Origin of the sequence: Empedobacter brevis NBRC 14943 = ATCC 43319, from assembly GCF_000382425.1 — a bacterium.
GTDB lineage: Bacteria > Bacteroidota > Bacteroidia > Flavobacteriales > Weeksellaceae > Empedobacter > Empedobacter brevis.
This window is the reverse complement of sequence record NZ_KB908295.1, coordinates 252,977-275,035: the sequence shown is the minus strand read 5'-3', so window position 1 is coordinate 275,035 and position 22,059 is coordinate 252,977. Positions and strand designations below refer to the sequence as shown.

Annotated in this window: 22 protein-coding genes; 19 read left to right on the top strand and 3 right to left on the bottom strand. The window is 32.5% G+C overall.

The genetic code is table 11. The annotated features are described in order from the left end of the window. Positions 1–2: 2 nt before the first annotated feature. Both H277_RS0109890 and H277_RS0109885 read right to left on the bottom strand, forming a co-directional pair. On the bottom strand, positions 3–2,015 hold the full coding sequence (locus H277_RS0109890; RefSeq protein ID WP_019975433.1) for a fumarate reductase/succinate dehydrogenase flavoprotein subunit: 2,013 nt from the start codon (positions 2,013–2,015) through the stop codon (positions 3–5). 17 nt (positions 2,016–2,032) lie between these two features. Then, positions 2,033–2,725 carry a succinate dehydrogenase cytochrome b subunit gene (locus H277_RS0109885; protein WP_019975432.1) on the bottom strand — a complete coding sequence of 231 codons (693 nt, stop codon included), beginning with the start codon at positions 2,723–2,725 and terminating at the stop codon, positions 2,033–2,035. Between the two features lie 322 nt (positions 2,726–3,047). On the opposite strand from H277_RS0109885, the gene H277_RS0109880 reads away from it, so the two are divergent. The 8 genes from H277_RS0109880 to H277_RS0109845 all read left to right on the top strand — a co-directional run bounded on the left by H277_RS0109880 (position 3,048) and on the right by H277_RS0109845 (position 9,468). After that, a complete protein-coding gene (locus H277_RS0109880) occupies positions 3,048–3,548 on the top strand; it encodes an RNA polymerase sigma factor (protein ID WP_019975431.1) in 501 nt (166 codons plus the stop codon). Continuing rightward, positions 3,548–4,189, top strand: a complete 642-nt coding sequence (locus H277_RS0109875; protein WP_019975430.1) for a hypothetical protein — start codon at positions 3,548–3,550, stop codon at positions 4,187–4,189. The genes H277_RS0109880 and H277_RS0109875 overlap by 1 nt, the downstream gene beginning before the upstream one ends. A 21-nt stretch (positions 4,190–4,210) precedes the next feature. Further along, positions 4,211–4,522, top strand: a complete 312-nt coding sequence (locus tag H277_RS0109870; RefSeq protein ID WP_146810386.1) for a hypothetical protein — start codon at positions 4,211–4,213, stop codon at positions 4,520–4,522. A gap of 52 nt (positions 4,523–4,574) precedes the next feature. After that, positions 4,575–6,959 carry a TonB-dependent receptor gene (locus H277_RS0109865; protein ID WP_019975428.1) on the top strand — a complete coding sequence of 795 codons (2,385 nt, stop codon included), beginning with the start codon at positions 4,575–4,577 and terminating at the stop codon, positions 6,957–6,959. 7 nt (positions 6,960–6,966) lie between these two features. Then, positions 6,967–7,281 carry a hypothetical protein gene (locus H277_RS0109860; RefSeq protein ID WP_019975427.1) on the top strand — a complete coding sequence of 105 codons (315 nt, stop codon included), beginning with the start codon at positions 6,967–6,969 and terminating at the stop codon, positions 7,279–7,281. Positions 7,282–7,354: 73 nt separating this feature from the next. Then, on the top strand, positions 7,355–7,807 hold the full coding sequence (locus H277_RS19725; RefSeq protein WP_019975426.1) for a DUF4625 domain-containing protein: 453 nt from the start codon (positions 7,355–7,357) through the stop codon (positions 7,805–7,807). A gap of 100 nt (positions 7,808–7,907) precedes the next feature. After that, the gene (locus tag H277_RS0109850) at positions 7,908–8,762 is read left to right on the top strand and encodes a BadF/BadG/BcrA/BcrD ATPase family protein (protein WP_026357527.1); all 855 of its coding nucleotides are present in this window, start codon (positions 7,908–7,910) and stop codon (positions 8,760–8,762) included. 1 nt (position 8,763) lies between these two features. Then, positions 8,764–9,468, top strand: a complete 705-nt coding sequence (locus H277_RS0109845) for a formyltransferase family protein (RefSeq protein ID WP_019975424.1) — start codon at positions 8,764–8,766, stop codon at positions 9,466–9,468. A 103-nt stretch (positions 9,469–9,571) separates the two neighbouring features. Here H277_RS0109845 and H277_RS0109840 read toward each other — a convergent pair whose 3' ends face one another. After that, the gene (locus H277_RS0109840) at positions 9,572–10,177 is read right to left on the bottom strand and encodes a DUF4126 domain-containing protein (protein WP_019975423.1); all 606 of its coding nucleotides are present in this window, start codon (positions 10,175–10,177) and stop codon (positions 9,572–9,574) included. A gap of 339 nt (positions 10,178–10,516) precedes the next feature. Between H277_RS0109840 and udk the strand changes: the two genes are divergently transcribed. From udk to H277_RS0109780, 11 genes are all read left to right on the top strand, one after another. Next, the gene (udk, locus tag H277_RS0109830; protein ID WP_019975421.1) at positions 10,517–11,185 is read left to right on the top strand and encodes a uridine kinase; all 669 of its coding nucleotides are present in this window, start codon (positions 10,517–10,519) and stop codon (positions 11,183–11,185) included. After that, positions 11,185–11,574 (top strand): FtsB family cell division protein, encoded by a 390-nt coding sequence (locus H277_RS0109825; RefSeq protein WP_019975420.1) that lies wholly within the window; start codon positions 11,185–11,187, stop codon positions 11,572–11,574. The genes udk and H277_RS0109825 overlap by 1 nt, the downstream gene beginning before the upstream one ends. After that, positions 11,567–12,841 carry a methylmalonyl-CoA mutase family protein gene (locus H277_RS0109820; protein WP_019975419.1) on the top strand — a complete coding sequence of 425 codons (1,275 nt, stop codon included), beginning with the start codon at positions 11,567–11,569 and terminating at the stop codon, positions 12,839–12,841. The genes H277_RS0109825 and H277_RS0109820 overlap by 8 nt, the downstream gene beginning before the upstream one ends. Positions 12,842–12,851: 10 nt before the next feature. After that, positions 12,852–13,169: a hypothetical protein gene (locus H277_RS0109815; RefSeq protein WP_019975418.1), complete on the top strand. Its 318-nt coding sequence runs from the start codon at positions 12,852–12,854 to the stop codon at positions 13,167–13,169. After that, a complete protein-coding gene (locus H277_RS0109810) occupies positions 13,159–13,572 on the top strand; it encodes an RDD family protein (protein ID WP_019975417.1) in 414 nt (137 codons plus the stop codon). Before H277_RS0109815 ends, H277_RS0109810 begins: the two co-directional genes overlap by 11 nt. Before the next feature lie 11 nt (positions 13,573–13,583). Next, a complete protein-coding gene (locus H277_RS0109805; RefSeq protein WP_019975416.1) occupies positions 13,584–14,750 on the top strand; it encodes an RsmD family RNA methyltransferase in 1,167 nt (388 codons plus the stop codon). 62 nt (positions 14,751–14,812) lie between these two features. After that, the gene (locus H277_RS0109800) at positions 14,813–16,990 is read left to right on the top strand and encodes an FUSC family membrane protein (RefSeq protein ID WP_019975415.1); all 2,178 of its coding nucleotides are present in this window, start codon (positions 14,813–14,815) and stop codon (positions 16,988–16,990) included. A 9-nt stretch (positions 16,991–16,999) separates the two neighbouring features. Continuing rightward, on the top strand, positions 17,000–18,799 hold the full coding sequence (locus H277_RS0109795; RefSeq protein ID WP_019975414.1) for an ABC transporter ATP-binding protein: 1,800 nt from the start codon (positions 17,000–17,002) through the stop codon (positions 18,797–18,799). Positions 18,800–18,857: 58 nt separating this feature from the next. Beyond that, positions 18,858–19,532, top strand: coding sequence for a hypothetical protein (locus H277_RS0109790; RefSeq protein ID WP_019975413.1), 675 nt, complete (start codon positions 18,858–18,860; stop codon positions 19,530–19,532). Between the two features lie 147 nt (positions 19,533–19,679). After that, positions 19,680–21,062, top strand: a complete 1,383-nt coding sequence (locus tag H277_RS0109785) for a TolC family protein (RefSeq protein WP_019975412.1) — start codon at positions 19,680–19,682, stop codon at positions 21,060–21,062. A gap of 4 nt (positions 21,063–21,066) precedes the next feature. Continuing rightward, positions 21,067–22,059: an HlyD family secretion protein gene (locus H277_RS0109780; protein ID WP_019975411.1), complete on the top strand. Its 993-nt coding sequence runs from the start codon at positions 21,067–21,069 to the stop codon at positions 22,057–22,059.

Sequence of the window (22,059 nt, the reverse complement as noted above, 5' to 3'; positions counted from 1 at the left end):
TATTATTTATAACTACGAGTTTTAAGCTCGATATATTTGTAATTCAAATCCTCTTTGTGTAACACCTCTGTATTGATGTCATCTCCTTTGTATTCCCAAGCTGCAACATAAGTATAGTTCGCATCATCACGTAATGCTTCCCCTTCTTCTGTTTGATACTCTTCACGGAAGTGACCACCACAAGACTCATTACGGTTAAGTGCATCAATTGCCATTAACTGTCCTAATTCTAAGAAGTCAGCTACACGTCCGGCTTTTTCTAACTCCGTATTCATTTCATCAGCATCACCAGGAACTTTTACATCACGGTAAAATTCTTCACGTAAAGCAGCAATTTCAGCTATCGCTTCTTTTAAGCCTTGAGCATTACGAGCCATACCTACTTTGTTCCACATAATAATTCCTAAACGTTTGTGGAAACTATCTACAGTCTTAGTTCCTTTATTGTTTAAGAAATGTTGGATTTGATCTTTCACTGCTTTTTCAGCTTCATCAAACTCAGGTGTATTTGTAGGAATTTTTCCTGTACGAATATCTGCTGATAAATAATCTGCAATTGTATAAGGTAATACAAAATAACCATCAGCTAAACCTTGCATTAAAGCAGAAGCTCCTAAACGGTTTGCACCGTGGTCAGAGAAATTTGCTTCACCTGCTACGAAACATCCAGGGATTGTAGACATTAAGTTGTAATCAACCCATACACCACCCATTGTATAGTGAATTGCAGGGTAGATACGCATTGGATTTTCGTATGGATTCTCATCTGTAATTTTCCAATACATTTGGAATAAGTTACCATATTTCTCTTCAATCCATTTTTTACCTAATCTTTCGATTTCTGCAGCAGAAGGATTTTGATCTCCGTTTGCAAATGCAACCTCACGACCTTTTTTCTTGATCTCATCTGTAAAATCTAAGTAAACTCCTTCACCTGTTTCATTTGCTTCGATACCATAACCAGCATCACAACGCTCTTTTGCAGCACGAGATGCAACGTCACGAGGAACTAAGTTACCGAATGCAGGATAACGTCTTTCTAAGTAGTAATCTCTGTCTTCTTCCTTAATATCAACAGCTTTTTTCTTACCAGCACGGATAGCTTCAGCGTCTTCTTTCTTTTTAGGAACCCAGATACGTCCGGAGTTACGTAAAGATTCAGACATCAAAGTTAATTTGGATTGATTTGTTCCGTGAATTGGAATACAAGTTGGGTGAATTTGTACGTAACAAGGGTTAGCAAAATATGCACCTTTTTTGTGAATTTTCCATGCAGAAGTTACGTTAGAACCCATTGCATTAGAAGATAAGAAATAAACGTTTCCGTAACCACCAGTAGCAATAACTACTGCATGAGCAGAATGTCTTTCAATTTCACCTGTAATTAAATTACGAGCAATAATACCACGAGCTTTTCCATCAACAAGTACAATATCCAACATTTCGTGACGGTTGTACATTTGAATGTGTCCTAAGTGGATTTGCTGATTCATTGCTGAATAAGCTCCTAATAATAATTGTTGTCCTGTTTGACCTTTCGCATAGAAAGTACGAGATACTTGTACCCCACCAAAAGAACGGTTATCTAATAATCCACCGTAATCACGCGCAAAAGGAACCCCTTGCATTACACATTGGTCAATAATATTACCAGAAACCTCAGCCAAACGATAAACGTTAGACTCACGAGCACGGTAATCACCACCTTTGATTGTATCGTAAAATAAACGGTAGATAGAGTCGTTATCTCCTTTATAATTTTTAGCAGCATTAATACCTCCTTGTGCAGCAATAGAGTGCGCACGACGTGGAGAATCTTGGTAACAGAATGCTTTTACTTTGTATCCTAACTCTGCTAAAGTAGCAGCCGCAGAACCACCGGCTAATCCTGTACCAACAACAATAACATCAATTTTATCACGGTTATTTGGAGCCACTAAGTTTAAGTGCGCTTTATGTTCGCTCCATTGTTTTGCGATATCTCCTTGTGGAGATTTAGAATCTAATATACTCATTTCTTGATATTATTTAATTATTTAACAAAAAAATGGTAAACAGCAATGATAATGAAACCTGCTGGAATTAAAATAGAATACCATTTTCCGAAAGCAACAATTACTGGTGTGTATTTACGGTGTCTTGCTCCAATAGATTGGAATGCAGACGCAAAACCATGTTGTAAGTGTAATGATAAAAATACAAATGCTACAATGTAGATTACTAATCTTACAAAACTTAAAGCACCTTCTAATGTGAAAACGTGATTTAAGTGATCCATAAAGTAATTACCTTGTGCAAATTCAGGTTTTGGTGAAATGTAATGATCTGTGATTGTCGGAACCCAGAAGTCATACAAGTGTAATAATAAGAAAACTAAGATTACAGCACCAGAAATAATCATATTTCTTGACATCCAAGATGCATTTGCAGCTCCGTTATACTTTTGATAAGCAACCGGTCCACGAGCTTTTTTGTTTTGAGCTTCTAACACAAACCCCATTACAAAGTGGTAAACTACACCAATTAATAAGATAGGTTGCATTAAGTACTGAATAAAAGGGTTGTCACTCATGAAAGCCGAAACTTCATTGAACCCATTCGGATTAATAACAGATAATGCATTAATCACGAAATGCTGTAACAAGAACACGATCAAAAATAACGCTGAAAGCGCCATCGCGAACTTCCTACCAATCGACGATTTTAGTAATGATTCATTTGCCATAAAGCAATTCGTTTAATTTTTTAGATATTTCCACAAATTTAAACATCCCATTGCTGTAATCACAATGAATTATATCATTTCATTAACATAATTGGATAGTTTAGAATCATTCTTAGTTATTTAGGATAGTTTTAACAAATTATCAAAAAAAATAATTGTTTAATACCGAATTAATGTCTATACTTGCAAGTAGAAAAGTAGAACAACTTTTCATAGGTTTAAGTTAGTTAGGTTAATCCTCTTATAGCAATATAAGAGGATTTTTATTTTTGTTGTAACATTTTCCGATTTAACACTACATATAAGGCATCAAAACAATAGTTTGAATAATAAAGCAAAAATATTTACTGAATTAGTCGAAAAAAACCAAGGGATTATCCATAAAGTTTGTCGTATCTATACAGATGAAAAGGATTCTCACGAGGATTTATTTCAGGAAATTGTCTTGCAATTATGGCGTTCTTATGATTCTTTTAAAGGAGATTCTAAATTCAGTACATGGATGTATCGCGTTAGTCTGAATACGGCCATTACTTTAATTAGAAAAAAGACTAAATCTAACGAAACTGATTTTAATGAAGCCCAGTTTATAAATTTAAAATCTGAAGACAAAGATGAATTCTTAGAGGAACGCATTACACTTTTGTATGCTGCAATAAGATTATTAAATGATGTAGAACGCGCATTGGTACTACTCTTCTTAGAAGATTTACCATACAAAGATATTGCTGAAACATTAGGTATTTCAGAAGTTAATGCACGCGTAAAAATGAATAGAGTGAAAATAAAGTTGAAAGAAATAATGTCAAAAATGGAACAATAATGGAGTTAGATGACTTAAAATCAATTTGGGGTTCCATAAAGGAAGAAGAAAAGTTTGACCAAAATCAAATTTTTCAAATGTTAAAGAAGAAATCATCAACTACAATAAAATGGTTGTTTATTTTTACTTTTTGTGAATTTATCATTTTCCTTGTATACAATTTATATATATTGATCTCCGGAAAAAATTTATTTGATAGCAAAGTAACAACCTTGTTAGAACAAAAAACAATCAATAACTATGAAATCACTTCTGTTTTCAGTATTGTCATTACATTTGGATTTCTAATCATGGCTTATCGCTATTTCAAGAAGATAGACCTTAATCAATCTGTTGTCGATTTGATGAAAAATATTATCTCATTTCGTCGATTGGTTAACTTGTTTATCCTTTTTACTGTTTTAAGTTTAATCGTATCTTCTGCTCCTTTTTATTATGAGTTGGGACAATCTATTTACCTTGCTAAACATGCAAACGATATACAACCACTTGCTAACAATGCAGGTATCTATGGCTGGATAGCCATTATAACAGCTGTTACATTTATTGTAATTATAGGAACGCTATATTACGGAATTATTTATTTTTTATTTCTAAGAAAACTTCAACAAAATTTAAAAGAGTTGAAAGAAATGAAATAATATATTACTTTTGTAACTGAAATGAAAAAATTTATCCACTATATCATGCTGACAATATCTCTGTTTATGACAGTGTATCAGTCTGTGCATATTTTGGATCATGCTTTAAATAAAGAACATAAAGAGCTAAAGGATAAATTCTCTAACGTACACGACCACAACTGTACGGTTTGCCATTACAATCAACATTTTATTGAAAATGATTCGAAAATCGAATTATTCGAATGGACGCAATCATATGTTCAAAAAGATAAAAATCTTTACACAACTCGTGTAAAACAAGCAGTATTACTTACTCAAAAAAGTCTTCGAGCACCACCCTACATGATTTAATCTCAAGAAAAAAACATCCTTATTTTTTTAACGTTATTAAATTATTGTATTTATGTCAATCAACATAAAATGTAGTGTTTTTGCTGCATTATTGTGTGGGACTGTGTTCGCACAAAATATTTTCGAAGGTCAAATTCTTGATAAGAATCAAAAACCTATTCCTTTCGCATCCATTTATTTCAACAACAAAGAATATCATGCGAATGCTGAAGGAAAATTTAAAATAGAAAATTTAGAGAAAGGGAATTATCATGTTCAAATAGATGAACAAGGGTACGAACCTTTTTCTCAAACCATCACGTTCGATTCGCAGCAAAAATTCGTTTTTACACTTACATTTCACAAAGCTTACAACTTAGATGAAGTAACTGTTCTAGGACACCATCACGATTTTTCTACAGCAAATATAGCGCGTGTCGACCAATCTTATATTCAGGAAAACTATGCAGGTTCTTTGGCTAAATCATTAGAAAATATTGCAGGAGTTAATGCATCCGGAATTGGTGCTTCTGCCTCAAAACCAATCATTAGAGGACTTGGTTTCAATCGATTAATTGTAACTGAAAATGGTGTAAAACAAGAAGGTCAACAATGGGGGGCTGATCATGGATTAGAAATCGATGCCTTAAATGTGGAAGATGTCGAAATTATTAAAGGTCCAGCTGCTTTAGAGTATGGAAACGAAGCAATTGCTGGTGTCATCAAAATTAATAACAATAATTTACCTGCTAAAAATTCGTTTTCCGGAGAAACGAAAGCATTGTACCAATCCATCAATGATAATTATGGAATTGGGTTCAATTTAAAATCTCGTGGTGATCATTTTTTCTATAAAATAAAAGGTTCTTATTCTGATTATGCAGATTACAGAACGACTACAGATAAGATTTATTACCTGAATCGTTATTTACCAATTTACAATAAACGCGTAAAAAATACAGCCGGACAAGACCTTAATGCAGAAATTCAAACAGGTTATATTGGCGAAAAATTTCGTTCAATTTTAACAATTTCCAACGTTAATCAAAAAATTGGTTTTTTCCCTGGCTCGCATGGAATTCCGTCCGTCGACCGTTTACAGCATGATGGAAATTATAGAAATGTTGAGTTTCCTTATCAAAAAGTAAATCATTTTAAAGTAATTTCTGAAAACGAATTTCGTTTAAATTCGAAAGATGTTCTGAAATTCCTGGCGAGTTATCAAAATAATCGTCGACAAGAAATTAGTTCGTTCCATACGCATTATGCTAATCAGCCGGCTCCAACAAAAAATCCTGATCTAGAATTAGATTTTAATCTTTCTACGTATGATTCTCAAGTAAAATTTGAGCATAATCACAGTAAAAATTTTAAAACAATCATTGGCGCGCAAGCTCAATTGCAAGCGAACAACATTGAAGGGTACAATTATTTGTTACCAAAATATGATCGGAATATTTTCAGCGGATTTTTAATAGAAGAATTCAAAAAAGGAAATACCTGGAAAGTAACTGCCGGTTTGCGTTACGATTACTCTACCTTCAAATCAGAAGGCTATTTTGATGAATTTTTATACAATTATCTAATCGAAAAAGGCAACTCTACCGGAATCGCCGATTATTATGCCAACCGTAGCAAGTCAATCGACCGAAATTTTAGTAATTTAAATGGAATGATTGGTGCTACTTTTCAGCCAAATGAATTATGGGATTTTAACCTTAATATCGGAACAAATTTCCGTTTACCTACTGCGATTGAACTAGGTTCTAATGGTATTCACCACGGCAGTTTCAGACACGAACGTGGTGACGAAAATTTGGATGTAGAAAAAGGAATTGCTGTAGATTTTAAATCTGTTTTTCATAAAAATGATTGGGACATTTCGTTTAGCCCCTATTTATATTATTTCAGCAATTACATCTTCTTGAAACCTTCAGGGCAATTTTCAATTCTCCCTCATGGTGGTCAAATTTATCAATATACACAAAGCAAAGCTTTGTTAACCGGTTTCGAGTTTGAAGTTCGCAAAAAAATTAACGAAAATTTTGATGTTGATTTGGTTTACGAATATTTGTATAACCGTCAAGTTACTGAGAACAAAAAATTAGGAAATTACCTCCCTTTCACTCCTGCCAATAATCTATTTGGGCAACTTAATTATAAGGTAAATCAACAGATAGCCTTTTTAGATGGATTAACTTTTTTTGCCAATGGAAAGTATACATTTGAGCAAGATAGAATTGCACAAAATGAAGACATTACACCAAATTATTTCTTAGTAGGAATCGGAGGAAAAACCAAATTAAAGTTCGGTCATTTTCGTGCAGATTTAAGTATTCAGGTATCTAATTTATTGAATAAAAACTATTACAATCATACCAGTTTTTATCGCGCATTGCAATTACCGGAACAGGCACGTAATATACAAGTAATGCTAGGAATTCCATTCGGAAAATAAGGAATACATGAAAAAGAATGATCCAATTATCGGACTATTCTTTAGTATTATTCTTTTTTCGATACCAATTTTTAATCAATTACATTTTTCTTTAATCGATCATTCGCAAGAATTTTCGAATCAGAAAAAAGAAATGATTCATCATCAGTGTCAGCATTTTATTTTTTACACCATTTTTCTTGACACGCATGATGAACCAAAAATTGAAGTAGAAACCAACGAAGAATTTTATCAAAGAATTAGTTTCAATCAAGTAGAAAAAATTAAATTTTCTGCTATTGAATTTCATTTTACACGTGGCCCTCCGATTTTTAAAGGCTGAATTTCGTCATTCGTTTTTTCGGAATTCATAAAAACGTAAAAAATATAATTCAATTCAAAAAAAATATAACACAATGAAAAATTCAATCTTAAAATATACATTTATTTCAATCGTAAGTTTATTCATCACGACATCTTGTTCAGATGATGATTCAACTTTAGATACAACAAAACCGGAAATCAATTTAATTTCTCCAAAAGATGATGCTCACATCCATTTGGGAGATGTCATCAACATTGAAGCAATTTTAAAAGATAATGTTGAATTAGGTTCTGTAAAAGTTGACATCCATTATGCCGGAGACGGGCACCAACACAGAAATGCGAATGTAAATTGGGAATATAGTAAAGAAGAATCTATCCCTTCCGGACAAAAAGAATATGCTTTTACGCATAAAGTACAAGTTCCGACAGAAGGAATTACGGATGGTCATTACCATTTAGGTCTTTATTTAATTGACAAAGCCGGTAATCAATCTCAAACCTTCATCGAAATCGATGTAGTAGACCATGGTCACGAACATTAATTTTAATTTGTAAAAAATGCCTGAAATTTCAGGCATTTTTTTATGTTCATTGTTAAAAGAATGTTATTTTAGCAATCTTCAATTATATCAAAACAAAAAAATGATTGCAATAGCTGATAGCGGTTCTACTAAAACAGATTGGGTGATTTTAGATAGTGACCTGAATGAAGTGTTTAGAACAAATACAATCGGATTTAATCCATATTTTGTAACAGCAGACGATATTACAGCTGAATTACAAAAAAACGAAGATTTTGCACCCGTTGCAACTGAGTTTACAAAAGTCTTTTTTTACGGAGCAGGAACTTCTAGTGAAGCGATGCACGAAGTTGTAAAAAACGGTTTAAATAATTTTTTCACTAATGCAGAACTTACTGTTGACCATGATTTATTGGCGGCTTGTTATGCTACTTATATGGGAAAACCTGCAATGGTTTGTATCTTAGGAACAGGTTCTAATTCATGTTATTTTGATGGAACAACCATGCGTGAAGAAACAAAATCTTTGGCTTATATTTTAGGAGATGAAGGTTCCGGAAACGATTTAGGCAAACGTGTTTTACGTGCATTCTATACAAAAAAAATGCCTCCGCATTTAGCGAAAGCGTTTGATGACTATTACAAATTGTCGGTGGACGAATTAAACAAAAATGTCTACCAGAATAAGTTTGCAAATACCTATTTAGCTTCATTTAATAAATTTGTGGTAGAGCATAAAAATGATCCGTTTATTCAGAAAATTATATATGATGCAATGTGTTCATTTATCGAATATCAAATTACACCTTATGAAGAAGCTCGTCATTCAGAGTTAAATTTCATCGGTTCTATTGCACATATTTACGAAGATGTTATTCGTTCTGTTGCTGCTGAATACCATTTAACTGTTGGACATATTATCAGAAAACCAATTGACAATGTCGTTGATTATCACAAGAAATATTTGATTAAATAAAATGATACATCAACCAAAAATTGCAATCATCTCTTACAATACACCTCATCGAAAAACGCAGGATGTATTAAATGGGTTGAAAGCCAAAGGCTATCAAAATGTGAGTGTATTTGCTTTGCCTTTTGTACAGCGCGAAAACCCTTTCAAACCAATTTATCAACATCGACCAAGTAAAGCAATTCAAATTGAACCAATTGATTTTTGTCAAAATTTTGGATACGATTTTGAACAAACAACTGCTGACACTTTAAATCATCAGTTAAATGAATTTAATGCCGATTATGTGATTATTGCTGGAGCTGGTTTATTACCGGACGAATTGGTTGAAAATCATAAAATAATCAATACACACCCAGGCTTTTTACCTTTAACACGTGGATTAGACTCGTTGAAATGGGCAATTACAAAAGGTGTAAAAATTGGTGTAACCACTCATTTTGTAGATACTGAAGCTGATGCAGGATTTTTAATCGAACAAAAACATGTTCCTGTTTATGCAAATGACACATTTCATTCCGTTGCCTATCGGCAATACGAAACAGAAATTGAAATGTTAGTCAATTCAATAGAATTAATTCCGACACTTTCTGATTTCAAATCTCTTTCTTCAAACGAATTTGAAGCAACACGCAGAATGCCAAAAGCGACTGAAGAAAACTTGATGCAAGCATTTGAAATTTATAAAGAAAAATATAAAAGGGAATAAATATTTTTTTAGATACAACTTAAAAAATAGGCTAACCTTTTGGTTAGCCTATTTTCATTGTTTTTATAGTAAAATGAAACGTATATTTTATTCATTCGAACTGCTATAATTCTTCCGCTAACAATTGGTCTCCTTTCTTTCTGACACTCTTATAAGCCTTGTAACAAACATATAAAATAATCAACACAAAAATAAACGCCAACGGAGCTAAAACAATCGCTGTAATACTCAAAACAATCGAACTAAAAGTTTCTCCTGTATTGACTAAAAAATTTCCCGCTCCGGCAGTTGTTGTTGTCGAAACTGCTCGTGCAGCAGCAGTGGTTCCGCTAATCGCTGCCGCCGTACCACCACCGGCAATAATTGCCAAAGCCCAGGTTGCAACTTCATTCATCTCAGGCATTGTAATTCCAACAGCTATCGTACCGGCAATTCCTGCCAAAGGAACAGCTATCGTGTCCAGTAAATTATCTATAATAGGGATATAATAAGCTCCAATTTCTACTAACATTGCCACACCAAGTGTAATCAGTGCAGGAGTGCTTCCTACCCACATCCAGCTTTCATCCAGATTCACGAAACTTCCTCCGAATTTTACGGCCAAACTCAATACAAATAGTGGTAAAAAAATCCGAAACCCGGCGGCCGCAGCTAATCCTATTCCCAAAAATAGAGAGAAAATGGTCGTCATTGAAAATAAATCGTTCATAATTTAGTCGTTTATAATAGTTCTGGTATCATAAATATAATGATAAAAAAGATACAATTTTTATTATTTTTTCTTTCCTTTGCATCCGATTAAGAGAAATGAAGTACTGCAAAGTACTTTTTTTATGTAAAAAGACCTAAATGTTTGATCTACACCTAAATAATCGAATAACAGCTCCATCTTTTCTTAAAAAGATTGAAGATTACTTCTTTTCTCAAAATCGCCCAGCCAAAACTTCTTCACAACGACATTTAATATTTTGCAAGAATCAATTTCTTTTTATTTTAATTTCTGACAGGAAAATTTTATCTTTAAGAAAATTTAATGAGAACTCTTGCAATGGAAACATCAAAAAAAATTAAAAAAAATAACAATACAAAAATGCTAGTAATAGGAATTGCAGGAGGAACAGGTTCAGGAAAAACGACTGTCGTTAACAATATTTTGAGAGATCTTAACGCGGAAAGCGTAATCGTTATTTCTCAGGATAATTATTACAAAGATCATCCTGACTTATCATTTGATGAACGTTCTAAAATCAACTTTGACCATCCAAGATCAATTGATTTTGAATTGTTAAAAGAGCATGTTGCTTTACTGAAAAGCGGGGTTTCCATTGAACAACCTGTCTATTCATTTATTACACATAGCCGCAAAGAGGAAACAATTTTGACTCATCCGCAATCTGTTGTGATTGTAGAGGGAATTCTAGTCCTTACAGATCCTGATTTGCGCGATTTATTTGATGTAAAAATATTTGTTCATGCAGACTCTGACGAACGCCTTATTCGTCGTGTACGACGTGATATACAAGAACGTGGGCGCGATTTAGATGAAGTTTTAACACGTTACCAAAAAACGCTAAAACCTATGCATCAACAATTTATCGAACCTTCTAAAAATTATGCCGACATTATTATTCCAAATATGAAAAAGAAAAATTCTGTCGCAATCAAAGTTTTATCAACTGTAATTAAAGAAAAACTCAACTCTAAAACTACTGTATAATGAAAGAAAAATCGGAAGAAATCTTTGACGAAGAGCTTACTCCAAAAGTACCGAAAAGAAAAATTAAAGATACCTTCGTATTCAAATTTGTTTGGAATCGTTACTTTATACTAACGATTGCTTTTGCCGTTTGGATGATTTTTTTCGACCAAAACTCTTTTTTCGTACACCGTGAGTTAGATAAACAAATAAAATTATTGGAAGTTGATGAACAATATTACCAGGAACACTTGGATAAAGAAACTGAAAAATTAAATCAACTAAATAGTAATCCTGCTGAAATAGAACGTATCGCGAGAGAAAAACATTTTTTGAAAAAAGACGACGAAGATATTTTTATCATTCAGCAAGAAAAAGTTACGAAGCCACAAACCCAAAAAAATGAGTAAACTATTTGAAGATTTCAATACGATTTCTGAAAAAGAATGGAAAAATAAAGTTCAGGTTGAACTAAAAGGTTTAGAATATAATGAAACGTTAGTTTGGGGTACAAACGATCAAATTAATGTAAAACCCTTGTATACAAAGGATGATGTAGACTATCCAAACATTCAACCTTTACCAAAATCATCAAAAGATTGGAAAATCATTTCAAAATACACAGGAAATCACAACCAGGATTATAGTTTTTTGTACGGTTATTTAATTGAACAACAAGACATCAATCCTTCGTTAAAACTTCCGGATTATTTAGATTTATTTATCAAATTTGATGGAACTTCAGCTTTAAAATCTCTCGAAAATCTTCCAAATTTAAAATATTTGGATTTGGATGTTTACGGATTTTTAGCCCAAAATGGTTTATGGAAAAATGACACAGAAAAAGCGTCAAAAGAATTAATCAAAGAAGCCTTAGAATTAAAAAATTTTGAAAAGGTAATTTCAATCCAAGGTGATGTTTATCAAAATGCAGGAGCAAATCATGTACAGCAAATTGCAATTACACTTGCCCATGCCGTCGAATATTTGGAAAATTTCGGAGCTGATATTGCAGATAAAATCTATTTCAAGTTTGCGGTAGGAAGCAATTATTTCTTTGAAATTGCCAAATTGAGAGCTTTCCGTTTCTTATGGAAAATGATTCTGGAACAGTACAACAAAGAAAGTGAAGCTTTTATTTTTACAACAACATCAGGACGTAATAAATCGAAACTGGATATTTACAATAATGTTATTCGCTCAACTGTAGAAGCATCTTCTGCCATTTTTGGTTCGAGTGATGCTGTCTTTGTAGGTTCTTATGATGAATTAAATCATGAATCAGATTTTGGCTTAGAATTGGCTGCCAAACAGCAATTGTTACTTCAAAAAGAATCTTATCTCAATCAGTTTTCTGATCCTGCAGCAGGTTCTTTCTACATCGAAAATTTAACAAATCAATTGGCTGAAAATGCATTAGAATTGTTCAAAACCATTCAAAATGCAGGAGGTTTCGTCAATGCTTTACAAAATGAAACCATTCAGGATTTTGTTTATACAAGTGCCAAAAAAGAACAAAAAGAGTTTGATGAACAACTCATTCAATTGATTGGAGTGAACAAATTTAGAAATCCAGCTGATGTAATTGAAAAATCACCGAAAGAAAAAATTATCAAACAGGCACTCTTCATCCCTATTGTTCCAACGCGCCTGGCTGAAAAAGAAGAAAAAAAATAGTTTTTAGAACATGAATTGGACTCCGATTTCGTTAGAAGAACTTACTATTATAATCGAAACTTCAGTAGCTGTAATGGATGCTGAAGTTTTGTCTTTTTGGAATTCAGTCAAAATTATTCCTGAAAAAAGAAAAGCTCCTTTTTATGGTGGTGATGACTTTTTTTGGATTGTTGGAAAAATTGGAAGATTTATTATTTATTACAATGATATTGAGGAAGGGTTTAATATTTCTAGAGAAAATAAACCTCATCAAATTGACATTGAAGCTGCTGAACAAGACGAACTGCATTTTGCTTTACTCAAATTATTAAAAATTTATGAAACCTAGGAAGTACATCTTTCAACGAAGTATTGCCAGTCTTGTTGATTACTCAATAGTTATTATTATTACATCTCTGTATATTTATAAATTTGGAGATTCTACGATTGATGGAAGTTATCATGTAAGTGGAATTATGGTTTTACCTATTTTTGTTTTTTGGTTAATTTATTTTGTAGCTATTGAAACCATTTTGCATGGAACATTGGGACATTTAATCCTAAATTTGCAACCAGTAGATGCAAAAACAGAAAAACCTCTCAATTATTCACAATCTTTAATTCGTCATCTTTTAGATCCTATTGATTATTTTGCATTCTGTGGAATAATTGGTATTCTAGTCATAAATAATTTTAGCGAAAGCCAACGATTAGGAGATCTTTTTGCTAAAACGAAAATGATAAAAAAATAAAAAATTACATTTTGAATCAAACTATTTTAACAAAAGAATTCCAAGCATATTTAAAAACAATTGAACACGAAGATTTCAAATCTATTGGATTAAAAAAATCTCCGTTTGATGCGGTATCTTCTTCAGAGATTGCGCAACAATTAAAAGGAATTCAAGTTTCTAAACATAAATTTCCGACTCTTTATGCTGCAGAGAATATTTATTTCCCTCCTTCTGTAAATTTAGAGCAGGCAAGTTCTGAGGCAACTGCAATTTACAAAGCGAATTTGATCAATGGTAAAACTTTGATTGATTTGACTGCAGGTTTCGGAATTGATACCATGGCTTTTGCCAAGAGTTTTGACAAGGTGTATCACATTGAACAAAATCCTGAATTAAGTCAAATCGTACATCACAATGCACAGATTTTAGCCCCAAATCTGGAAACATATACCGGAACTTTTCAAACTTTTTTTAAAGAAAATCCTGCTTTGGAATTTGATGTCATTTACCTGGATCCTGCGAGAAGAAATTCGAGTGGACGAAAATTCATTTTAGAAGATTTAGAACCTAATATTTTAGAATGGATTCCAACCTTTTTTGAGAAATCCAATCAAATCATGATTAAACTCTCTCCTCTACTGGATATTACTTCTACCTTACAACAAATCGATGCTGTTTCTGAAATTCATATTGTTGCCTTAAAGAATGAAGTAAAAGATTTTCTTCTCATTTTAGATAAGAATAACTCTTCCAAAAACCCTTTAATTCAAGCCGTTAATTTGGAAAGCGAACAACATAAATTTTCTTTCCATTTTGAAGATGAATACAAGGCGAATGCGAGCTTCGGATCTATTCAACGTTATATTTACGAACCGAATGTAGCCATTCTAAAAACTGGTGCTTTCAAGTTATTAAGTGAACAATTAAACTTGTCTAAACTTCATCAGAATACACATTTGTATACATCAAATGAACTTCTGCCTGATTTTCCCGGTAAAATTTATCTGATTAAAAAAGAAGTTCAGCACCCTAAAAAAGAAATTTTAAAAAGTAAAGCGAATCTGTTGGTTAAAAATTACAACCAACCGATTGATGTAATTAAAAAGAAATTTAAAATCAATGACGGAGGTGAAACAACCCTAATTTTCACGCAAAGTATAAACGGTTTTCATATTCTAAAAACTTCGCGTATTTAGTTGGGTTTCGAAAAAAGTTGTGCTAATTTTATACAACAATATTCAACCCTAAAAAAATACATTTGAAACTCAAAAATAAAATCGAAAACTTTATCTACGGAGAAGCTCTTGCAGATGGTATTAAAACATCTTTAGCAATTGTTATTCCTCCTTTGGTTGCAAGTTTTTTCGGTGATTTATACGCCGGTGTTACAATAAGTCTCGGTGCAGTCTTGGCGCATATGACCGATACTCCCGGCCCATTTAAGGAACGTAGGAATTTAATGTGGCTTTCGGTTTTATTGATTTTTATTGTTTCTTATTTCACAAAAACGATCAATCATTTTCCTGTGCTTTTGGGAATCTGTTTAACTCTTGTCGTATTCTGCTCGAACATGTTAACCGTCTGGGGACAGCGTACGAGTGCGGTTGGAATGGTCGTCATGATGACAATGGTAATGAATATGAATGATTTACGTTCTTATTTAAGTCCGTTTCATATCGCGCTTTTTGTAACAGCCGGAGCTGCTTGGTACACTATTTTCAGTTTAGCAATCAGTACATTTCGCCCATACCGAATGGCACAGCAAAATCTTGCAGACGCCATGATTCATATTTCTGAATACATCAGAATAAAAGCCTCAATGTTTGATAAAGATTCCAATTACGATGATATTATCAAAAAGTTGATTGATGAACATGTTGTCATTAATGAAAAACAAAATCTGGTTCGTGAATTAGTTTTCTCCAATAAAAGGTTAGTAAAAGATCAAACACCTATTGGTCGCTCTATTGTATTTATTTTTTCTGATTTAATTGATATTTTCGAAAATATTACAGCGACACAGTACGATTACGAGAAAATCAGAGAAGTGTATGGCGATTCGAAAGCAATGCGTAAAATTTACAACATGATGAATAAACTTGCGCATGAATTGAAAATGATTGCGTATCATATTAATTCTAATAAACGTCCTAAACAACCTACATTCGATTTTGAAGTGGAATTAAAAAAGATTGACGACGCCATTAAAGAATTGTATGCAGAGGGTAAAAAACCCATTGTGTTAACCAAAATCTATATCAATCTAAAACAAGTTGTTTACAAAATTGAATTTATTCATAAGTTTTTTTACGATGATTCTTTTACAGAAAAAAAGAAAAATCCATTGGAACATGCTGAGCATTTTGAACCTACTGTGGATTATTCATGGCGGAAACTTAGAGATCATTTCAATTTAAAATCTCCTATTTTCAGACACGCTATACGTTCTTCTATTGTTATATTATTGGCATATGGCGTTACATTTATTATTCCGATGACTTATCATAGTTACTGGATTTTGATGACAGTTCTGGTCATTTTAAAACCCGGTTTTAGTGTTACTAAAAAACGTAATTTCCAACGATTAAAGGGAACTATAGCAGGAGGTTTGGTCGGAATATTAGTTCTTTTAATTATTCCACAACATGCTATACGATTTGCTTTGATGCTGTTCTTTATGTTAATGGCTTATACCTTTATTCGTCATAAATATGCAATTGGTACATTCTATTTAACCGCTTATATTTTGATTTCGTTTAGTTTTTATTCTCAAAAAGATTCGCTGTATATTATTCAAGAACGTTTAATCGATACACTTGTAGGTGGGTTTATGGCTTTCATTTCATGTTATTTAATTTTACCTACTTGGGAAAAAAATAACATGAATGAGTATATTCAAAAAGCGTTAATCGCCAATTATGAATTCATTTTTCTAGTTTTTAAAAAATTAGCTGACAATGAAGTTTCAACAACTGACTATAAACTTGCACGAAAAGATGTTTTTATTGCAATGGCAAATATCAATTCGGTTTTCCAGCGGGTCATTTCAGAACCAAAAGGTAAACAGGAAAATGCAAATGTGTTGAATAAATTTACCATCTTCAATCAATCCTTTGTCTCTTATTCCGTTGGTTTAGTAAAAATTATTAAAAAGAATAATTCTGTTATTTTAACTTCTGAACATATCCGTTTAATGAAGAAAATTTTGCAATTATTGCTTCAAAATATTCGACTTTACGGTGAATATGAAACCGAAAATTTACCTAAAACAATTGAATTTAGGGATAAAACCATTGCGTATACAGAAATTGAAACAGAAGCTTTACAAAATGACTCTGATTTAATTGAAGATTTACTGGAATATCTATATGAAATCGCTTATGATTTCACAAAAGTCGGACACGTTTTCGTGAAAGATGAACCTTTAAAAGAATAAATAAGCTACATGACAATCATCCAGCTTTTCAAAAATTTACGCCCATTTGTAAAACCTTACCGTGCTTTAGTTGTAGCAACTTTACTTCTAACTTTGGTTGGTTCATTTACCTCGCAAGTCAATGCTTTGATTTTACAATATACCGTAGATTCTATTAATGGATTGGTTGAAGCCGGTGAAGGTTTGAAAGAGGGTCTCCAAATCATTCTATTTATCTCTATTGTCCTGATGACAAAAGAAATTTTGAATGCATTTATTACGTTTGGGCAAAAATATTACGGAGAAAAATTGAGAATTTTAGTTTCTCAAGATTTGGCTCAAGCAATTATCGAAAAGATTTTAACCTATCGAATGGCTTTTTATACCGATCAGGATAATCAAGCCGGAAAATTACAAACTCGTATTGATAGAGGAATAGAAAGCTTGACCCGCTTGGTTCAAAACTTTTTTATTGATATCCTTCCTCTTTTTGCAAATTCCATTGTGGCATTAATTTTAATGTTCAATGCAAATGTTTATGTTGGTTTAGTTGGACTTTGTATTGTTCCAATTTATTTCATCATTACACAACGGCAAGCAAAAAAACTGAGTGGCTGGCGAAGAAACCTGAGAGGTTACCGCGAACAGAAATCACAAGGAATCATTAGTATAATTGACTCTATCACAGTTATAAAATCATTTAACAGAGAAGATATCGAAGGTAAAAAACAACTCGCACTGCAAAAAGAATTGACCAACAATCAAATGCAAACACGCAAAACGAGTTTCTTTTTCGATGGTTTAAAATCTTTTATTGAACAATTTGGAGTGGTGATTATCATTATCTTAACAGCTTATTTGGTATTGGATGGGCAAATGACTATTGGAGCAATTATGTTTCACATTTTATTGTTCAATAATGTTTCGGCTCCGATTCGTCAATTGCACCGAATTTATGACGAAATGAATGATGCCATGATTTATTCGGAAAGTTTTTTTGGTATCTTGAAAGCGGATAACGAAAAAGAATCTTCCGGGACTTATATCCCTACCTATTTAAAAGGAAAATTCGAAATTCAGAACGTCGATTTTTCTTACCCAAATGGATACAAAGCCTTAAAAAATATCAACATGATAATTCAACCGAATAAAATTACAGCTTTGGTTGGTTTGTCAGGTGCCGGGAAAAGTACCATTATCAATTTATTGGATAAATTTTATCAGCCGGATTCAGGTAAAATTTTATTGGATGGAATTGATATAGAAGAATATAATACACAATTTTTACGGGATAACATCGGGTTGGTTTTACAAAAAAATCATATTTTCAACGGAACAATTGAAGAAAATATACGATACGGAAATGTCAATGCTACTTTCGAAGAAATAGAGGATGCTGCAAAACGTGCTTACATTCATGAACAAATTATGGATTTGCCCGAAGGGTATCAGTCCAAGGCTTTATTACTTTCCGGCGGTCAGCAACAACGCATAGCCATTGCCAGAATGTTTCTTAAAAATCCTCCCATTATTTTCCTGGACGAACCGACAGCAAGTCTTGACGCCATTGCGACTGAACAAATCAAAAACAGTTTAGATGCGATAAAAAAAGACCGAACTGTCATTATTATTTCCCATAGTATTTCTCAAATTATTGATGCGGATTATACTTACGTCATGAAACAAGGTGAACTTGTTGAACACGGAATTCATGAAGATGTTTATAAAATGAATGGTACGTATAAAGAAATTTTTGATGCAATGGCGAAAAGTTTGAACATTGAAAAAATCGCCAAAACATTTGATGAAGACGAAGAAGAAAATTATTAAAAAAAACGTATTACATCCATTATAAATTATTATCTTTAAAGGAGTAATAGGTTGGCATATGAAAAATTTAGTTTATTTTGTAATAGGGTTGTTACTTCTAACCCAATCTTGCGAGCAAAAAAAAGAAGCTCCCAAAGAATTAGCCATTAATACCCTAACGTACGAAAGTGCATTAGATGTTCCTGTGAGTAAAGTCGGCGTCATAATTAACATCGACTCTGTTGGCTTTTTTGATCACAACTCACAAAACTTGGATAAAAATATAGAATCGAAATCTATTGAAAATCAACTAAAACAATTGAATTCCAAATTTGATGTTGTCAAAACAATTCGTGATAAATCGGTAAAAATCCTAAATGATAATCACTACAAATATCAAATGATTGATAAATTTGATAAAAAAATTATCCCACATGAACTGATTACACAAGAGAATGTCAATCAGGTAAAATTTAACGATTTAAAAAATACTATTAAACTGGATGATTTAGTTGTAATCAATGTCAAATCCGGGCTTGATTTTGATCCGGTAAATAAACAGAAATATATTGCCAAAACATATGTTTACATTAATATTTTAGACTTAAAAAACAATGTCTTAAAATATAGTGAAACAATTGGCGGAACAAAATATATAGAAGAAACAATCAACAAAACATCTACAGATTATTTAGGACAAATGATGAAAGAATCATTAAACGAAACATTAGACATTATCGATAAGAAATATTAAATACATTGAACTATGCGCCATTTTATTTGGCTTTTTTTTGGAAGTCCTGATACCATAAAAAGTTTCAGGATTTTTATTTTTAATCCTATTCTAATCTAGACTTTTATTCATGGTATATTTTTTGTTAAATTTATCCAAAATATAATAATGCCTACCATCCGTTATTTTTCTCTTATCGCTTTACTCTCTTCCCTATCCGGTTTTGGACAACAGCTGATTGATCCTCAACTTAAATTACCTGTTGATAAAGCCATAGAAACGAGTTATGAATTGAAAAACAAACAGCTCGAAGTTGAAAAAAATAATTATCAATATAATGAAATAAAAGGTAAACGACAACCCAACTTATCTGCCATTGCTTTAGGTGGGTATTTCAACTCACATGGAATTATTGATATTCCTACCAAATCAATCGATTTATTATCAACAGATCTTTTTTCCGGAAATCAACAATTTAATACATCTGCAGGTATTGTAACACTTGGAGTCAATGCCACTCAGGTTATTTTTTCTGGCTTACAAATTCCAAATGCCTTAAATGCTATCCAAGAAAAAAGCGTTGCACTAGACTATTTGAAAGAAGCTGAAAAAGAAAACATCACCAAAGATATTTTACAAACGTATGATCAGCTGATGTTATTAGGAAAAGTAGAAGAGTTAATTTCTAATTCTGTAAAACGTTTGGATAAAGAGCATCTAAAAGTTCAGAAAGCCATCCAAAATGGTTTAGCAATTCCATATGATCGTGAGAAAATAAAACTAGCGATGCTCGAATTAGAAGCCCGGCAAGTTGAAGTAAATGGTAATAGGCAATTACTTTATAAAAAACTGGAAACACTTACTCATCTGACACTACAGGATCTTCAGCAAATACACTATGAACTTATTCCTCTTGATATTCTTTCGTCAACTTATACTTTAGAAAATAAAAAAGAACTGAAAGCACTTGAACATTCTGTGAAAGCGTACGAATTTTTATATCAAAAAGAAAAAGGTTCACATTTACCACAAGTTTTTGCTTTTGCGAACACCAATTACACGTCTATTTTTGGAAGTCGTTTCAAACTAAAAGATGTTGATTTATTAGGAGATGTTAATTTGAAATTGAACCAATTTACTTTATTTCCCAACATTCTGATTGGAATTGGAGCAAAATGGGAATTATTGGACGGAGGTCAACACAAAAACAAATTGGCTCAGGCAAAAACTGATATCATGATCAATGAGAATAAATTGAAAGATTCAAAAGAAAAACTAAACCTTTTATTAAGCAAAAATAAGATTGATTACGAAACCTCATCAGAAAAATTAAAAGTAAACAAGCAACAAAATACCATTGCAACCAATAATTTAGACATTGCTTCGAGACGTTTTCAGGAAGGGTTGATTGATGTAACCGAACGTTTGGCTGCCGAAAATGATTTTTACAAAGCCAATTTAGGTTATTATGCACAGATTTTGGATCAACGTGCTAAAACATACGAATTGCTTCAGACTTCAGGGGAATTATTTAATCAATTATCGAATTAAAATCATGAAAAATACTATACCATTTCTTTGCGCATTAAGCGGATTACTTCTCTTTTCTAACTGCAAATCTTCCGATAAAGAAAATCATGCAGATCATCTTTCTACCTTTCAAGGGAAGATTGAACGTGATCAAATTAGCGTTGTCACTAAAATTCCGGGTAAAATAGATCAAATTTTAGTACATGAAGGCGATGCTGTCAAAAAGGGAGAAACACTTTTTATCTTGCAATTACCTGAAGTTGATGCGAAGAAAAGTCAAGCAGAAGGAGCTGTAAATTCTGCTGAAGCTCAATACAAAATGGCAAAAAAAGGCGCAACCGACAATCAATTAAAACAATTGCGGGCAAAAGTTGCAGGATTGAAAGAACAGTTAGATTATGCTGAGAAATCAAATCATCGTTTACGAAATATGCTTCGAGACAGCCTTGTACCTCAACAAACTTATGATGAAGTCTATGCAAAATATCAAGGCGCTAAAAATCAATATTTAGCAGCTACAGCCGAATTAGCTGATGCTGAAAACGGCGCCCGTATTGAGCAGCAACAAATGGCATTAGGGCAAAAAGAACGTGCGCTTGGTGCTCTTCAAGAAGTTGATGTCGCTGAAGCAGAAAGACACATCAAAGCTCCACAGGATATGACTGTCGAAACCATTAATTTAAAAGTTGGTGAATTAGCTTTAGCCGGCTATTCTATTGCCAATGGAATTTTAGAAAATACTACTTTTTTCCGCTTTACAATTCCAGAAAATAAAATTGGACAACTACAAAAAAATCAAATCGTAACCTTAAAAATTCCATACCAAAATAATAAGGTGTTGAAAGGACGAATCGTTTCGATAAAAGCTCTAAGCTCTTATGCCAATATATCTACAGCCTATCCTGATATTGACCAACAACAATCGCAATACGAAGTAAAAGTAATGCCTGTTGATCCTAAACAAGCTTCTCAGCTATTGACAAAAGCAAATGTTATTTTAGACCTTAACGCCAAATAA

Excerpts from the sequence above, each read along its gene's own strand:
- H277_RS0109795 (WP_019975414.1), top strand. The coding sequence starts at position 17,000 with ATGACAATCATCCAGCTTTTCAAAAATTTACGCCCATTTGTAAAACCT.
- H277_RS0109825 (WP_019975420.1), top strand. The coding sequence starts at position 11,185 with ATGAAAGAAAAATCGGAAGAAATCTTTGACGAAGAGCTTACTCCAAAA.
- H277_RS0109870 (WP_146810386.1), top strand. The coding sequence starts at position 4,211 with ATGAAAAAATTTATCCACTATATCATGCTGACAATATCTCTGTTTATG.
- H277_RS0109840 (WP_019975423.1), bottom strand. The coding sequence starts at position 10,177 with ATGAACGATTTATTTTCAATGACGACCATTTTCTCTCTATTTTTGGGA.
- H277_RS0109885 (WP_019975432.1), bottom strand. The coding sequence starts at position 2,725 with ATGGCAAATGAATCATTACTAAAATCGTCGATTGGTAGGAAGTTCGCG.
- udk (WP_019975421.1), top strand. The coding sequence starts at position 10,517 with ATGGAAACATCAAAAAAAATTAAAAAAAATAACAATACAAAAATGCTA.
- H277_RS0109815 (WP_019975418.1), top strand. The coding sequence starts at position 12,852 with ATGAATTGGACTCCGATTTCGTTAGAAGAACTTACTATTATAATCGAA.
- H277_RS0109875 (WP_019975430.1), top strand. The coding sequence starts at position 3,548 with ATGGAGTTAGATGACTTAAAATCAATTTGGGGTTCCATAAAGGAAGAA.
- H277_RS0109845 (WP_019975424.1), top strand. The coding sequence starts at position 8,764 with ATGATACATCAACCAAAAATTGCAATCATCTCTTACAATACACCTCAT.
- H277_RS0109785 (WP_019975412.1), top strand. The coding sequence starts at position 19,680 with ATGCCTACCATCCGTTATTTTTCTCTTATCGCTTTACTCTCTTCCCTA.
- H277_RS0109865 (WP_019975428.1), top strand. The coding sequence starts at position 4,575 with ATGTCAATCAACATAAAATGTAGTGTTTTTGCTGCATTATTGTGTGGG.
- H277_RS19725 (WP_019975426.1), top strand. The coding sequence starts at position 7,355 with ATGAAAAATTCAATCTTAAAATATACATTTATTTCAATCGTAAGTTTA.
- H277_RS0109780 (WP_019975411.1), top strand. The coding sequence starts at position 21,067 with ATGAAAAATACTATACCATTTCTTTGCGCATTAAGCGGATTACTTCTC.
- H277_RS0109810 (WP_019975417.1), top strand. The coding sequence starts at position 13,159 with ATGAAACCTAGGAAGTACATCTTTCAACGAAGTATTGCCAGTCTTGTT.
- H277_RS0109820 (WP_019975419.1), top strand. The coding sequence starts at position 11,567 with ATGAGTAAACTATTTGAAGATTTCAATACGATTTCTGAAAAAGAATGG.
- H277_RS0109850 (WP_026357527.1), top strand. The coding sequence starts at position 7,908 with ATGATTGCAATAGCTGATAGCGGTTCTACTAAAACAGATTGGGTGATT.
- H277_RS0109860 (WP_019975427.1), top strand. The coding sequence starts at position 6,967 with ATGAAAAAGAATGATCCAATTATCGGACTATTCTTTAGTATTATTCTT.
- H277_RS0109790 (WP_019975413.1), top strand. The coding sequence starts at position 18,858 with ATGAAAAATTTAGTTTATTTTGTAATAGGGTTGTTACTTCTAACCCAA.
- H277_RS0109890 (WP_019975433.1), bottom strand. The coding sequence starts at position 2,015 with ATGAGTATATTAGATTCTAAATCTCCACAAGGAGATATCGCAAAACAA.